The sequence below is a fragment of the Clostridium sp. DL1XJH146 genome, assembly GCF_054819755.1.
In genome coordinates, this window is sequence record NZ_JBTVVN010000003.1 from 133,872 (window position 1) to 150,736 (window position 16,865).

At 30.3% G+C, this 16,865-nt stretch carries 12 protein-coding genes; 2 read left to right on the top strand and 10 right to left on the bottom strand.

Annotated elements, in window-relative coordinates:
• Positions 1-82: 82 nt before the first annotated feature.
• Complete coding sequence (locus tag ACVHXK_RS02990) at positions 83-1,639, bottom strand: sensor domain-containing diguanylate cyclase (protein ID WP_461204870.1); 1,557 nt, start codon at positions 1,637-1,639, stop codon at positions 83-85.
• Positions 1,640-1,791: 152 nt separating this feature from the next.
• The gene (locus tag ACVHXK_RS02995; RefSeq protein WP_461204871.1) at positions 1,792-3,207 is read right to left on the bottom strand and encodes a L,D-transpeptidase family protein; all 1,416 of its coding nucleotides are present in this window, start codon (positions 3,205-3,207) and stop codon (positions 1,792-1,794) included.
• Between the two features lie 516 nt (positions 3,208-3,723).
• On the opposite strand from ACVHXK_RS02995, the gene ACVHXK_RS03000 reads away from it, so the two are divergent.
• A complete protein-coding gene (locus ACVHXK_RS03000) occupies positions 3,724-4,275 on the top strand; it encodes a hypothetical protein (RefSeq protein WP_461204872.1) in 552 nt (183 codons plus the stop codon).
• A complete protein-coding gene (locus ACVHXK_RS03005; protein WP_461204873.1) occupies positions 4,275-5,084 on the top strand; it encodes an ankyrin repeat domain-containing protein in 810 nt (269 codons plus the stop codon). Before ACVHXK_RS03000 ends, ACVHXK_RS03005 begins: the two co-directional genes overlap by 1 nt.
• 117 nt (positions 5,085-5,201) lie before the next feature.
• On the opposite strand, the gene ACVHXK_RS03010 is transcribed toward ACVHXK_RS03005, so the two are convergent.
• The 8 genes from ACVHXK_RS03010 to ACVHXK_RS03045 form a co-directional block, all read right to left on the bottom strand.
• Entirely contained in the window at positions 5,202-5,759 is a 558-nt protein-coding gene (locus ACVHXK_RS03010) for a zinc ribbon domain-containing protein (protein ID WP_461204874.1), read from the bottom strand.
• A gap of 184 nt (positions 5,760-5,943) precedes the next feature.
• The gene (locus ACVHXK_RS03015; protein ID WP_461204875.1) at positions 5,944-9,828 is read right to left on the bottom strand and encodes a hypothetical protein; all 3,885 of its coding nucleotides are present in this window, start codon (positions 9,826-9,828) and stop codon (positions 5,944-5,946) included.
• On the bottom strand, positions 9,828-10,514 hold the full coding sequence (locus ACVHXK_RS03020) for a hypothetical protein (protein ID WP_461204876.1): 687 nt from the start codon (positions 10,512-10,514) through the stop codon (positions 9,828-9,830). Before ACVHXK_RS03020 ends, ACVHXK_RS03015 begins: the two co-directional genes overlap by 1 nt.
• 43 nt (positions 10,515-10,557) lie before the next feature.
• The gene (locus ACVHXK_RS03025) at positions 10,558-11,592 is read right to left on the bottom strand and encodes an NADase-type glycan-binding domain-containing protein (RefSeq protein ID WP_461204877.1); all 1,035 of its coding nucleotides are present in this window, start codon (positions 11,590-11,592) and stop codon (positions 10,558-10,560) included.
• A gap of 562 nt (positions 11,593-12,154) precedes the next feature.
• Positions 12,155-13,642, bottom strand: coding sequence for a UxaA family hydrolase (locus ACVHXK_RS03030; protein ID WP_461204878.1), 1,488 nt, complete (start codon positions 13,640-13,642; stop codon positions 12,155-12,157).
• A complete protein-coding gene (locus ACVHXK_RS03035) occupies positions 13,642-15,084 on the bottom strand; it encodes a tagaturonate reductase (protein ID WP_461204879.1) in 1,443 nt (480 codons plus the stop codon). The genes ACVHXK_RS03030 and ACVHXK_RS03035 overlap by 1 nt, the downstream gene beginning before the upstream one ends.
• 24 nt (positions 15,085-15,108) lie before the next feature.
• Positions 15,109-16,122, bottom strand: a complete 1,014-nt coding sequence (locus ACVHXK_RS03040; RefSeq protein ID WP_461204880.1) for a zinc-binding alcohol dehydrogenase family protein — start codon at positions 16,120-16,122, stop codon at positions 15,109-15,111.
• A gap of 18 nt (positions 16,123-16,140) precedes the next feature.
• Positions 16,141-16,857 carry a cyclase family protein gene (locus tag ACVHXK_RS03045; protein ID WP_461204881.1) on the bottom strand — a complete coding sequence of 239 codons (717 nt, stop codon included), beginning with the start codon at positions 16,855-16,857 and terminating at the stop codon, positions 16,141-16,143.
• Positions 16,858-16,865 lie beyond the last annotated feature (8 nt).

Genomic DNA, 16,865 nt, shown 5'->3' on the forward strand with positions numbered 1-16,865 from the left:
AAAAATTATTTTCAAAAAAATAAAAATCCAGTATTAAATTGCAATACTGGATTTCTTACTTATTTATTAATTTTAAAACTCATCATACTCCAACGACTCTATTTCTACCTTCTGATTTTGCTTTATATAGTACAGTATCTGCTCTACTAATAAGTTCTTCGCTTTTTTCACCCTCAATATACTGTGCTACCCCTGTGCTCAAAGTAATATTATCTACTGCTTCAGTAACATACTCTTTTTCATCAATCATAGCTCTATTTTTTTCAGCCACTATTTTTGCATTTTCTAGCTTTGTATTGGGTAGTAAAATTATAAACTCATCTCCCCCAAATCTAAATAAATAGTCATTACTCCTTATATTATTTTTGATTAAATGAGTAATTTCTTTTAGCACCAAATCTCCGACTAAATGTCCATAATTATCATTAATTCTTTTGAAATAATCTATATCATAGATTATAATTGAAAAACTTGTCCCATATCTTTTATTACGTTCTATCTCTTGCTGAATATATTGATACAGTTTGTTTCTATTATATGCACCAGTTAGTTTGTCAAAATATGTAATTTTATCCATTTCAATTTTTGATCTGTATATAATAAAAATAGTCCATAAAATCAATACCCATAAGATAGCTATAAAAATACTTTTTATAATGATACTTTGTTTAAACGCAGAAAATATATCATTCTCATTATAAAAAACTAGATATCCAACCTGTTCTCCCACTACATTTTCTATCTTTAAGAAGAAAACTGTATATATTTGATCATTATTATTAGTATTTATTATAAAAGTTTCTTCTTTCTCTAATAACTTTCCTACCTTTTCTAATACGTTGTTATCATTTATTACACTTCCGAGAAAATCATTATATTTTTCTTTATCACTTATATACTCATATGCTTCTTTATCATAATAATAAAGATTTGATATTCTACTTTGCCCATAATTGTCTTCAATTTGCTCTTCCCATACCTTATCTTCCACTACTGACTTTTTGATGATAAATGCACTTGGGTTTTCAAATAATTGATCCATCATCTTAATAATAGAAATAAATGATATACTCACTTCAACACAACCGATATGTTCATTATCTTTAAACAATGGATATTCAAATCTATATCCATTTAAAACACGTCCTTCTTCAAAACCTTCAACATATATTTTCTCTTCATTTGCAATTCTTACAGTATCTCGAATGTCTCTTAAATTATCACCATACTTTTCTACTTTGTGCATTCTCAGAAAACTTGTGGAATCTCTTAAAACAAAATGAAGTTGCCTAAAATTGTTTTCTACTGCATTATTATAGGTTCCTACTAAAATATCGTTCAATTCTTCCCTTAACTCACTTCTATTTTCTTCGTCTGCTGCATTAGCTTCTTCAATAATACTTAATACCCGATTATTATTAATAGTTTCATCAAAATACGCTTTTGAGAGCATTCTATATTGGTATATAACTGTATTGTATTGGTCTTCATAATACTCTTGAATTTCATTATTATAAGAACTTACATTATTGTTATAATCATTCAACAATACCCATTCTAGCATACTCAATATAAACGTTACAACAATAACAATAATGCTAATTTTTATTATTTCTATTTTTCTATTATTATTTCTCATAAACTCATCCTATTTTTTTACTTTACTTTCATTATATTATTATTTTTAAACATTCTCAACAAATTTAGACTTAAATCCCCTAATTAGCTAATCATATGTTCTATTACTAAAACAAAAATCCAGTACTATACTTCAGTACTGGATTTTTAAGGTTAATTATAACAAACAACAGGAGTACCTGGCGTAATATTCTCAAAAACTGTTTTTGCTAAACTGTATGGAGAATTTACACAACCATGAGAACCGCTTGTCTGATATATTGTTTCACCAAATTCACTTCTCCATGTTGCATCGTGTATTCCTATACCACCATTAAAAGGCATCCAATAATCAACTGGAGTCTCATAATCTTCTCCTCTTAAAGTAGCATTTTTCTCTTTATACTTTAATTTATAAACACCAGCTGGAGTTGCATTATTAGCACTTACATTACCCGTAACAACAGGTCCATCAACTATTAATGTTCCATTTTTATAAAACCATAAATGCTGATTTGTAAGATCTACTTCTACATAGGTATTTCCAATATCATTTCTACCCTCTACCATTGCAGTTGCATAGTATGAAGGCTTTTTAGTTACTGTTTCGCCTTTTTCTATGGATTCAATTAAAGCTTCTGTAGTTTTGGTTATACCTACAGCCCATCCATAATCTCCACCACCAACATTTATTGTAGACCCTCCTGATGTTTTAAAAGATCTTTGCTTACCTACAGTAGTATATTCATTAGCAAGACTTGCTGCATAACTTCTAGCTTCTTCTTCATTAAAAGTCACATTATAATTCTCATCTATAGTAATCCATTTATTTATTGTATCACCATCTAAATATTCTTGGTCACTTCCTATGCTATAAGTAATTTTTGCTGCTACATAAGTATTAATCAATTTTTCTGCATCAACAACCTCTTCTGAATCTATAGTATATTCAGGTTTCACATAGCAATCAATTTCCTCTAGGTCAATTTCAGCTTGTCTCTCAAGTAATGAATCCTTCATTTCATTATATAGTATATCTTTCTTTACCTCGTTGCCATTTACTTCAGGTATAAGTTCATAAGAACCATCTTTATATTGAAGAACAGGACTTTGTGGAATTATTACTTTACTACCATCGAAACAAGAAAGTTTGTCCATTTTTTCTGCTAGAAGAGCTTCATCGAGTTTAACGCCCTCTACTATGTTCAAATTTTCTTTATCAAAAAGTGTTATAACCCATCTATAAGGATTTTGATTGTCCTTAAGCTCTCTAAATTCTCCGTCTCCCTCATAGGTTAAACCAACCTCATCTGGTATAATTATTTCCTCTATTCCATCACGTTCTTTAAGCGTTAACTGATATTTGCCTATTTCAGCTGCCATTAGTTCATTTACTGTTTCCACACTTTCACCTGAAACATTCACACCGTTTATAGTAGACCCAAAATAAAAATGATTCATAAAGTAAATGGACATACCAAAATATATACAAACTAAAATGCCTATAAGACTTAAAATACCTATAAATAATTTCTTGCGTTTTTTTACTCTACCCTCTATTGGATATGATTTTTTACTTTGCCTTTTCATTTCACTTTCCGTTGATTTTACTACTTCCGTTTCCGTAATATGCACCCCTTTAAGTCGCAAAATTTTAGAATATAAGCTACAATCTATTTACCTTTATATTTTACCACATTTTTTTTGCAATTTTTATATATTTTTGTCATTTGTTATATTTTTGTAATAAAAGTTCTTTAGAACTTACTTCATTTAAGCACTCCTCTGTATTCATAATTTTCATACAGTTTAAATAACATTTATTATGATAAAATTCTTTCTCCATTCATTTAAATTTCTAACCAAATATCTTCATCCATATTGATACGAATGTTACAATTTACTACAGAACCTAATTTTTAATGTCTCGTTGCCCTAAAAGACAAATTTTACTTTTGATTATATTTATTCATTTATGATAAACTGGTATTATAGGGAATTTAAAGTTAATTTGTCGATTTATTATTTATTAATCTTTTGATGCTTTAATCTTTCAATTATATACTGTGAACTTTGATGCGTAAACAGGAAAAAAGGGAGGTTTTTATGAAAAATCATTATTGTATTAAATGTGGTGAAGAATTAGTGTTAAAACAAAAATTCTGTCCAAACTGTAAGACCCCAGTTGAAGAAATACCACTCACTGAAGAAAAACAAGAAACAAAAGAAAAGATTATGAAAATTCAAAAAAAGCATAAACAAAATCCACTTATTGGCTTAGCTATCGTTTTAGGCTTCTTATTCATCGCTTTTGGCATACCATTTATTGTAATGAAAACCGACATTGGTACAAGCACCTTTTGGCAAGGCTTATTATTAAATATTGTATTTATATTAGTAAATTTAGGTTTGTATAAATACAAAAAATCTATAAAGTATGAGCCTAAGAAATATTATAATCTAACTGTAAAAGATAATACTGATAATAACACTGAAAATAAAATCGAAGAAAAAACATTCACACAAAATGAAAAAGTACAAGTTCAAAAGCAAGCTATCCCAAGCTACAAGTTTTGTAGTAAATGTGGCACAGAATTAAATACGGAAGGTGACTTCTGTGGAAATTGTGGTTCTCGAATTAAGGGGAGGGATGAATAATGACAATAATCTTTTTCATATTATTTCTAATCACTGTTATTCAAATTATTCTAATATTAAGAAAAAAATCTCAATCCAATCACAACGAAAATCTTGATAGAGTGAATGAATTAATAGGCTATTTGCAAAACGATTCTTTAAGCGCTACCGATTGTTTGGACCGTAATATTTTAATGATAGCTGTAAGCTCACATTTCTTCCCTAAAAAAGGCGAATTATCTTTTGTGGATGTTATGAAAAAAGCAATAGAATCTGGCATCAATGTAGATATAAAAAACAAAAGTAATGGTAAGTCAGCCTTATTTTATGCTATTGAAACAAAATATAATGATGAATGTGTCGATTACTTACTACAAGCTGGTGCAAATCCAAATATAACCGACAATAAAGGTAGAACACCCTTATTTGAAGCTGTAAAAAAGAGCCGCAAAAAATATGATTTAATCGTCAATAAAACTGAAGATATAAACCATCAAAATTTAGAAGGTGTTACCCCATTAATGGTTGCAGCTAAATATATGCCTACTAACACTATTCACGACTTACTTGATAGAGGTGCTAATGTAGCGCTTACTAATAAAGTTGGCGATAATGCCTATGATATAGCAAAAAAATATGCTCCAAGTAATTATATTAAAATTAGAGAAAGTAATACAGATGAAGGTAACCGTCATGATATGTCTAATAGTGAAAAAGCTTCAGCTCGAAAACATAATCACGAAATAACTGAAGTTATAAGACGTCTTAAATGTATTATGGAAGGCAATCCTTTCACGTATAAAAAGTTTAAAAAACATGGTATTTTTTAGATTCAAAACTGTAAGATTTGAATTCCTAAATAATATTGTATAATTAATAATTTTTATTTTTAAAATACAAATCCAGTATTGACTATAGCTTTCAATACTGGATTCATCAATCACTTTTTAGTTCTTAGTCCCACAGAATATACAGAATTCATTACCTTCTTTAATTTCTTTTCCACAATTTCTACAAAAGTTCATCTTTTTTTCTTCAATTTTATTTCCACAGATAGGACAAAATTTATTATCTTTATCCACAACTTGCCCACATTTATTGCATTTTTTTGTGGATTCTTCTTTAATATTTTCAAAAACTTCTTCTTTAATTAATTCCTCTTTTCCTACTTTTGGTTCATTTATTACTTCTTCATTTTGATACTGTAAGATTTCTTTTCTGATTTTCTCATCAATTTGTGGTGGCTCTGATGCTGTAATTTGTATTATATATTCTTCTTCATTTTTTTTATATCCAGGTCTATTTCTTCTAATCCATTCATTATTCAAATTATCAAACCATAACCAATTGCCTTTTTCATAATCAAGCATCCATTTCCCTGTATTTTCATCTTGAACTAAAAGCTCATTGCGAATTTTATTTAGATATTCAGCTTGGTTTATAACTCCATTTTCATAAGCTCGTTTTGCAAATGAAAACTCTTTTTCTGCCTTATCAAAATTCATTTTAAAACCCCCTTCTTTTTAATAAGTGTGCAATTTGCAGAGTGCAGAGTGCAATTAAAATATTAAAACCTTTAAGACCTTAATGTACAATGCACAATTAAAGATGATTTTACTAACAAAATAGACTATTTAGTAATAAAGCAATATTTTATAAATCAACACCTTTTTAAAACAAAACCAATTACTATAGTTCTTTGGCATAAGTTTCTATATGACTTCCAAATATATCGATTATTTTCTCAACGGAATATCCGCTTTTCTTTAAGGTATTTTCCATGTACTCTATAGATTTGTGACCTTTGATAACTTCATCTGTTAGTTTTTGAAATTGATCAAGTACTTGTGGCGGTGCTTTTAAGTTTGGTTTCTTGATTTTTGCTATATCTTCCATTGGTTTTAGTAAAGTATTATATTGTTTGTTGTATTGTTTTAATCCTTCAAGCTTGTTGCTATTAATATCTAATTGACTTCCTCCATTTGTTGATAGATAATCAGCTTTTTCACTCCACCACTCTAATACCTTGTGTTTTGCTGTTTTACCAAAGGCCTCAGGATCTTTAATGTCTAATGGATTATCGTAATAATGAGTTTTGTTGTTTTTGATACCAATTGCCTTATCAACATCATCGGCAAATCCTCCGGCTGCATCTCTTCCCATTGGCTCTATGTCATTCTTTGCCCTTAAATCTTCTGGGCTTATACCTTTTCCATACTTATTTCCTATGGTTTCATTAATAGAATCAGTAAGTAATGGTTTCATATCTTTAGCTTTCATAATTTCAGTTCTATAGCATCCATTTTTGTCAATGTACTTAACCTTTTTACCTACATCCCAGTCGGAGCCTACTTTTGCATCTTTAGTAGGATTTGAACGTCCTGTATCTTCAATTCCAAGAACCTTTGAAACATTAGTTTTTTTATTATAGAGGTCTTCTATTTTATTATTTAGCTTGCTATTTACTGGTTTTTTAACCATATCATCATAAACATCTTCAACCTTAATTTTTAGGCTATCTGAATACACAGATTTACCATCTATTTTTTTATTTATTTCAGCAATAGCATACTTATCTGTTTTAATGTCATAAACGGCTTTTTCAATTGCTTTAGGATCTCCACTTTCAACGGCGTCATGCAAATTATTTACCTTTTGATTTGCCTTTGAAAATCCCTTTTGATTCGTCATTGGGTCATTAAAATCAGTATTACCTGTAACCTTTCCCTTGCTACTCGATGAACCATCTACGTTTCCTTTACTATTAGCGGAACTATCAACATTTCCTTTAGCTTTTCCTTTTTCAACTTTTTTAGAAATTCTTCCTACAACAAATTTTAATACCTCTGCATACAGAATGTCTTTTATTGCTGCCTTTGCAGCATCAAATACATCCATATCCCTTCGACAAATATTATTTACTAAATTATAGATGAATAGCATTGAATAAGCTACAATCTTCATCTTTGGATTTTTTTTGAAGAATTTAGTTAAGTACTTAGTTATTCTTTCAGGACTTACAGCCTCTTCCCCTAAACCTTCAATCATATCCATCAAATCATTATAAAAATATTGTTCGTACCACTCATTTAAATCCAAACCATCTCTATAAGCTACCAAAGCTGAAACTATAGCATCATGACTCTCTCCAACAACTATACCTAAGAATGGACTTCCTGTAACCATTGTCCCTGCAACATCTGCAGCCATTCTACCTAACCAATGAGCTACATTAAGAGTATCCTCAATATAACCAGCCCATCTTTCTAAATCTTCATAACCTTTTCCACCTTCAGCTTCCCATAGGGATTGTCCTATCTTCCATATCTTTTTACGAAGAGTATAAAGTCCTCTTGCTCCCATTACCTTTGCTTTACTTTCCAAAATACTATTCATCTTTGGTTGATATTCTTTTGGAATCATTTTAATGATTTTTCTACAATTTTGGAGTTCCTCTTCCCATCTTGGACTACCTGGCCCCATAGACAGTACATCTAAAACTAATGGTATTTCTACATTATAAATTTTATCTCCACTTGAAGCACTTGCCATAAGCTTCCCTCTGTAGTTTACTCCATTACCTGGTATCTCTCTTGTGGTTTTCATTTCATAGGAATAAGTCGATAGTGTTTTGTTTTTATATCCCTCAAAATTATCCCATTTCCCTGTGCTAAATTCGATTTTAGAAGCGTCAAAAGCATTTTGGGCAAGCTTCTCATCTGTACTTATTTTAGGTACGATTTTTAAATTAGAAAGAAGCTCATAATCTGTTTGTAATTCCCCATTTTTTGCTGTTACAGCTCCTATTTTAAGTTTAGCTTGTGAAATACCGTCTGCAACTATATTTAGAGGCTTTTCACTCACCACTATTAATCCTTCTCTAGCTACTGTCACTGGTAACTTTTTAGAAATCTCTTTATTCGTTTTAATATTCATAGCCTTTACAATTACAGTATTAGAAATGGAAGTTCCTGAACCTTCTGGTAGTATCTCTGGTGTTATCTTAATACCGCAGTTGTCATTTTCAACATCAATACAATCTATATATTTTATACCCATCTCAAGAGAAGGCTCAACCTCAGCTGAAAACTGCCACTCTAATTTTTCCATGGATTTAACTCTTACTTTTATAGGATAATGCTCCATTTGTTTATCTCCTATAACAATGGAATTAGGCTCTAAAATTAATTTCTTTTCATCCTTTTCTACCTTGAGCATTACTTGCTTAGCATGAATCTTTGGTGAAGCACAGTTAACTACTAGTGGAACTTCTATTGGGAATGTAATACCGCTATCTCCTTCATAGAATTTTGAGCTAGCTAAATATGTGAATGAAATGTAAAACTGCTTTTCAGCTCCACTACTATTACTTTCCTGTTCAATGTATACGTAAGAAGCACCTTGGCTACTTGCAATTGCCTCCACTGATATACTACTTGCCGCTTGTACTTTTACACTTTCCTCTGCATTACCCACTATTGAAGCCACAAGAGTTACACTTTTTCTGCTATTACCCGCCATTAGAGGCCCATCATAAATTTTTGCTTCTATTGCAAGTGTATTTTCTTCTTCCTCATCTGAGTCATTTCCACCTACTCCATCTCCTTGAACTTCATTATCGGTAAAATCTTCTCCATCTGTCCCATTAGGATCGCTAGTACCACCGAATCCCGAAAGTCCTGAAGATAAACCCAGCAAACCTAGTATCGCTAATAAACTACCCACAAAAGGAAGCATTCCATCTACTAGTGGATTAATATCACCTCCCCCTATATTACCTCCTGAATTTCCATCTGTTGTTCCCGAATTTCCTGTGCTGCCTCCACTTATGTTATTAATATTTTCTATGGAAATTCTGTAGGCTTGCGTTGATTGTTCTTGAACATTAAATTCATCATCTAAATTTAAATAGTCGGTAAAAGAATAATAATCAGTCTTAAAATATGAATCTTCCGGGTACCATTCTCCAATAATTGGATCATTATTTGGATTATAATAATCTGCACCAGTTTTGAAAAGCTCCATTTTATAATATGCACCAGAAAATTCAGTATTATCAGGATATACAGTGTGCTCAAAAATGTCACCTTTTAGCATACTACCGTCATCATTAAATACTCCATCAAATACTCCATGAAACTCTTCTATAATATCTCCCGTTTCTCTAGAATATTTATTTAATGTTACTGTTTGTCTGAAATAAGGACGGTCAATTTTTATCTTACGAACATTTTTTTCACTATAATAATATCCTTTTTCAATTATCTTAGAGAAATCTTCCACTGATTTAATCTGTGTTCCATCAGAAAGAATTGTTTCTTGAAATTTATTATTTTTAATATAAATTGTTACATCTGGTAAATTGCCTTCATTAGAATAAAAATTATATCTTTCTTCCATAATCATATATTCGCTATTTTCTATTTCTTCTAAAGAAAGCTCAAAATCATATTTCTTATAGCCCTCTCTATCTTTTATAGTATTAATATTCTCTTCAACATTTCCAATAGCTTTTACAGAAATCACAGGTAGAAGCAATAACAAAATGAATATAAAAGCAAATAATTTTTTCATTATATTTCCTCCCCGTTTTTCTTTTTCTTCTTAAAAATATCCATAACATTTATTACAATAAACAAAATAATTAAAGCTAGTCCAATAAATAATCCTATTTCATTACCATTAAGTAAACCGTAAAACATAAATCCTAAGGTTGATCCACTCATAAGAGAATTTATAGACCCGTTTCCTTTCTTTTTAAACATTGCTCTCATTAATCTTCCAAAAATCATATTAAGTACAAAAGCCAGTTTGCTCTTCTTTATTTGAACTGAAGAAGAAAAAAAGGTTATAGCTGCTAAAAGGCTAAAAGAAACACTCCCAGTTATGTTACTAAACAATATTGCTAATGTAATTCCTATAATATACGCTAATTTAAATTCATTTTCTGAAAACGAAAGTACACTTTTACTAGCAGGTTTAATTCTTGTCCATATAAATAATTGTTTCTTATTTTTTAACTTAGAAAAAACATTTACTACATTCGCACCAGCTAATGACCAAAATAAGGTTCCACCAAGTCTATTACCTGGTATAGCAAGAGTTGAACTTAAATATGGTCCGAGTCCACTTTTTTGAAATTTACTCAAAAGGATAAAATTAAGTATCAAAATCACAAATGATACTGCCAAAGCTTTAATCATATTCTTTTTAAAATCTTTTCTTATACCTTTAATCATTAAATTGATAACTTGCCCCAATATTTTAAGCCCCCTTTTTATATAATTTAAACCCTCATTTTATTTAATAAACATGTATCTCCGAAATACAAGTGTCGTCATAAGAACTTCCTTTATAAACATCTTCTATAATGACTTTTACATATGTAGTTTTTACTGAATCTGTTTCTACTCTGCTTCCGTATCCAAAACCATCACTAAATTCAATATAAAAATCACTTCCATCTGAAAATTCAACTCTTACATTTTTGGGTCTATTGTTTTTAAAATATGTTTCCTCCGATTTTCTATATCCAATTTCAAAATCAATTCCATTTATTGTAGTTTCTTTTTCAAAATTTAATTGAATCCATTGTCCACTACCATCACCCGGTACTGATTCAACCCAAGCTGTTTCATTATTGTAATCATTAATATTCTCTGGAAAATAGTGACCATTACTTGTAGATTCTAAATAAGATGAAGCCTCAATAGAAAGTGGTTCTATGTATTTATCATCATAAAGCAAATAATCTATCTCTCCATTGTCTTCTATTGGATTTGAATTGTCTTCTATGTCATTTGGATTGTTACTATTGTCTGAAGTATTATTTTCGATACTACTTCCAGTATTGTTCTCAATATTATTTTGGCTATTATCTATATTGTCTAAGGAATTATCTTTAGAATTATTATCAGTGTCATCATTTTTAACGTCTTCAATATCATTATTATTGCTATCAGCTATAAGATTTCCGTTATTAGAATTATTATCCCCACCAATGATTGAAACCATTACCACCGCCAATACCACCACCACAAATGCTACCCCAACTATTGTAATTATTATTGATTTATTACTCATACCTTTAGTTTTAGCAGTATTTTTTACATATTGATCCTGTTTTACTGCGTTTTGAGTGTTACTCTGTTTTACTGTAGATTGTTGTTCCTTTTTTTCTTGCTCATTAACTACATTAGCATTTATTATAGCTTGTGGTTTTATTATGTCTTCTGAATTTTCTTTATCGTTAATAGTTGTTTCTTGAAATCTGTAGCCACAACCTCCACAGAATTTCGCTTCTCCTTCTCTTTTCTTACCACACTTTGGACAAAACATATAATAACCCCCTTTTTTCTGAAACATAGAGTATAATTTTCAGTTTTACGAGTACAGTTAAAGAATTAAAAGCTTAAAAAACAAAAGCATTAAACACTTATTGTGTAATTAATTTCAATAACTTTACATATATGTGAACAAATCAATAACTTTACGTAAATAATTATACTCATATAAGTATATAATACTACATTATTCGCATATTTTCTTCTATGTTTTTAGTAAATTTATAAAATAATAATCAATATTCCATTCTATTTCAGATTTGTATCTTGACTTTTTTTCTTAGAACTCCTCTAGCTACTTTGTCATTTACAACTCCTTCAACTTATAAATATAATACCAACTTATCAAATAGCATTATAGCCCACTATACCTTTCCATTAAATTATTAACTGCTTATCTTTAGACAAGAAAAATCCAGTATCATAATTTCGATACTGGTTTTCTTAATATATATTTTCTTTTAATTTCGACATTGACGTTTTGGTGTATTTGGTGTCAATCACTTTTATACGCCATATTTCAACGTATTTGTCTCAAAGTACCTTTTGGTGATTTTCTATAAAGTAACGCCATTTTTAAATATAGCTATTTCTTTAAAATTATTTATTTCATTATTTACTAGCTTTCCACTAGCAACTTCTATTATATATTGCATAAAATCTTCTACCACTAAATCCATAGATTTATCTTCTACTAAAACCCCTGCATTGAAATCAATCCAACGCTGTTTTTTATTATAAATCTCAGAATTTGAAGATACCTTCATAGTAGGTACAAAAGTACCAAAGGGTGTTCCTCTTCCTGTAGTAAATAAGACAATATGACAGCCTGAAGAAGCTAAAGCAGTTGAAGCAACCAAATCATTACCTGGTGCACTAAGCAAGTTTAATCCATTAGTTTTAAGAATTTCACCATACTTTAATACATCTACAACAGGGGCTGTACCACCTTTTTGTGTACAACCTAGAGACTTATCCTCTAGTGTAGTAATTCCACCAGCTTTATTCCCTGGTGATGGATTTTCGTATACTGGTTGGTTATAACTCATGAAATATTCTTTAAAATCATTAATAAGATGTACAGTTTTATTAAAAACTTCTTCATTTATACATCTATCCATAAGAATAGTTTCTGCCCCAAACATTTCAGGTACTTCTGTAAGGATAGTTGTACCACCTTGTGCAATTAATGAATCAGAAAAAGCTCCTAATAGTGGATTTGCTGTAATTCCTGAAAGTCCATCTGAACCACCACATTTTAATCCCACTTTTAACTTAGATATAGGTACATCTTCTCTTTTATCATTTTTCATATGTCCATAAAGCTCTTTTAACAACTTTACGCCTTCTTCTATTTCATCTTCTACATCTTGAGCTACTAAAAATTTTACTCTTTTATCGTTAAAGTCACCTAGATTTTCTATGAAAATCTTCATTTCATTGTTTTCACAACCTAGTCCTAATACCAATACTCCACCAGCATTAGGATGTTTCACGATATCTTCAAGAATCCTTCTTGTATTTTTATGGTCGTCTCCAAGCTGTGAACACCCATAATTATGCTTTAATACTTCCATAGCATCTGTCCCTTCAGGATTTTCTGCTAATTTAAATTCTTCAAGAATTTGTTGACCTATTCCATTAACACAGCCAACTGTTGGAACTACCCATAATTCATTTCTAATTCCAACTTGATTATCTTCTCTAACATATCCTTTAAAACTCAATGGTTTTTTCTTATCAAAAGTAATATTAAAATCTTCAGAAAATGTATATTCTTCAATACCCTTTAGGTTAGTTTTAATATTATGAGTATGGATATGTTTTCCCTCTTCAATATCAGCTATAGCATGACCTATAGCTGACCCATATTTAATAATATTTTCATTAACCTTAATATCTTTTAGAGCAACCTTATGCCCCTTTTTAATATTCTCTTGTGTTTTAACCTTTTTATCATCTATTTCAATTATTGTATCTTTATCTAAATCCTGCAGTGCAACCACTACATTGTCACTAGTATTAATTCTAATATAAGGTTTCATTACATCACCTCTTTTATAGCTTCAACCATTCCTACCTTTTCAATTATAGATAAGTAATAAGTTACTTTTTCTGCAAGTCCTTCTACTTCATTTAAATCCATTTCCCAAATATCGACTCTTGCTAAAACAGTAGTAACTATATTTTTATAATCTTCTTCACCACTGCAATTAGACCATAACTCTTTGTACATATCTAATATGTCTTGGTTGTCTTTTAATTGTATTGTATTTCCATTAATATCACCTTTGTATAAACGTATAGTCGCTGCAAAAGCAAACACTAGCTTACTTGGTAATTCATTTTTGCGTTCTTTGTAAGTTAATAAAGATGGAAGTACTCTAGTTCTAAACTTTGGATTTGAATTCAAAGAAATACTCATTAAGTAATGCTTAATAAATGGATTTTTGAAACGCTCTAATACTGCCCCTGCAAAGTAATCTAATTCTTCTTTAGACAGATCAAGTGTTGGAATTATTTCATTGAAAATCGCATCCTCTATAAATTTACCCATTACTTCATGTTCAACAGTTTCTCTAACAGTTTCTATGCCATATAATAATGATACAGGCACCATAGTTGTGTGTGCGCCATTTAATATTCTAACTTTTCTTGTTCTATAAGGCGTCAAGTCATCAGTGAAAACTACATTTAATCCACATTTTTCTGCTGGGAATTCATCTTTTACCCACAATGGTGCTTCTATAACCCACAGGTGGAATTGCTCTCCCTCTACAACTAATTGATCGTCGTATCCTAATTCTTCTGTGATTTCTTCAATTCTATCTCTTGGATAACCAGGTACAATTCTATCAACTAAAGTATTACAGAATTGATTTGATTCATTTATCCAGCTAGTAAATCCTTCTTCTAAATTCCATAGTGATGCATACTTTAGTATTATTTCTTTTAGTTTTTCTCCATTTTTCTCTATAAGTTCACAAGGAATTAGTATTAATCCTTTGTTCTTATCTCCATCAAAGTTTTTATATCTTTCATATAATAGTGCAGTAAGCTTTCCTGGATAACTATTTTGAGGTTTATCTTCTAATTTATCTTCTTCATCAAAAGCTATGCCAGCTTCTGTTGTATTTGATAATACAAATCTTAGTTCTGGATTTCTAGCTAATTCTAAATATTCTTCATGTTGAAAATAAGGATTAATACCTCTACTAATAGATTCAATTACTTTGTGCTCACTAATAGCTTGTCCATCTTTTATTCCATTTAAATACAAAGTATATAAACCATCTTGCTCATTTAATTTATCAATAAGTCCCTGCTTTAAAGGTTGAACAACGACAACTGAACTATCAAAATCTGCTTCTTTATTCATTTTATCAATCATCCAATCAGCAAAAGCTCTTAAAAAATTTCCCTCGCCAAATTGTACTATTCTCTCTGTATTTCTAATGCTTGATTTAAGTTCTCTATTTAATCTCACTTTTTATGCCTCCCCATATTTTAACTAGTTGAATTTTACGATTACTTTTAATTTCGAACCGTCATTGTTAATCAATGTATCAAAAGCCTCAGTTACTTTATCTAATTCAAATTCATCTGTAACAATCTCATCAATTTCTACTTTTCCTTGTGATACTAAATCGATTAGTGCTGGAAAATCAAGTAAACTATTTCTAGAACCATAGACATCTAACTCTTTCTTCAATAAAATCGAGTGATTAAATGTAGTTTCTTTTTTACCATTTCCAATAAGAATTACTTTTGAACCAAAAGCAGCATTATCAATACAGCTTAAGAATGTTTCAGGACGTCCTACTGCTTCGATACATACATCCATACCATTTCCGTTAGTTATCTCTTTAACCTTTTCATTTAAGTTTTCTTTACTTGAATTAATTACACCGTCAGCTCCAAGTTTTTTTGCTTTTTCTAATCTTCCATCAAGTACATCTGAAATATACACTTTTGCTCCTCTTAATTTTGCAGAAAGCATAGCAAACATTCCAATAGCACCTGCCCCAACTACAAGTACATTATCTCCGTCTTGAACATCTCCCCTATTAGTTGCGTGATAACTTATAGAAAATGGTTCTATTAGAGCTAAAGTTTTAGGGGATAATCCTTTTCCGTCCCTAATTCTTTCTATTGGCATTATAATATACTGCGCAAATGAACCATCTCTTTGAACTCCCATTGTTTCATTGGATTCGCAACAATTCACTTTTCCTCTCTCACAAGAATAACATTCTCCACAATTAAAGTACGGATTTGCCGTAACTACCATACCAGCTTTTAACCCTAAATCATTTTCTTCAATTTCTGCAATTTCTGCTGAAAATTCATGTCCTGGAATTCTTGGATAACTAGCAAAAGGCTGGTTACCTGTAAATGTTGCTATATCAGACCCACAAATACCACAGTAAAGGATTTTAAGAAGTGCTTCTCCTTTTTTTGGTGTTGGAATAGGTTTTTCTACTATTTCGATCTTTCCTGATTCTTTTATTTCAACTGCTTTCATATTAATCCCTCTTTCCCATTATTTTTCACAAATACCTATTGGTCTTATTGGTGACGCTGATCCGTCTTTTATTTTAAGTGGTTGAGCTATAAAATAACCTCGCTCTTTCATTTTTACTAAATTATTTAAGTTTTCAACTATACATATTTTATTACCTAATAAAATATTATGAGTTGGATTTTCTGTAGACCCATAAACATCAGCTGCTAAAGTATCCACGCCTAAAAGCTTTATTTTCTTTTCTGCCAAATACTGAGCTGCACTTTTGCCTACTCCTGGCCAATTATCTAAGAACTCGCTATCATTTGGTTTACACTTCCAATGTTTAGCCCACCCAAAATCCACTAGCACTATTTCGCCTTCATTAATATCTCCATACTGTTTTTCCCAATTTGTTATATATTCTTTTTCTAAAACTTGCCCTTTAGTAAAATCTGAACAGTCAATTTTAACACAAGGTCCATAAAAATTATCTAATTCTATGTTTTTAGTATTAACTTTACTTAATTCTCCATCTCCAATAAAATGAGCTGGCATATCAACATGAGTTCCATTATGTTCATTCATAATTATTTGAAAATTGGTTGAATCATCACCCAGTCCTATAGAATGCCAAACATTATGCATAAACTTCGAATGTGTAGGCCACACTGGAATATTTTCTTCTAATACTTGTGATAAATCAATTACTTCCATTGAATCAATTAGATTCGCCATTTCCATAATTTTGTTCATATCTTTTC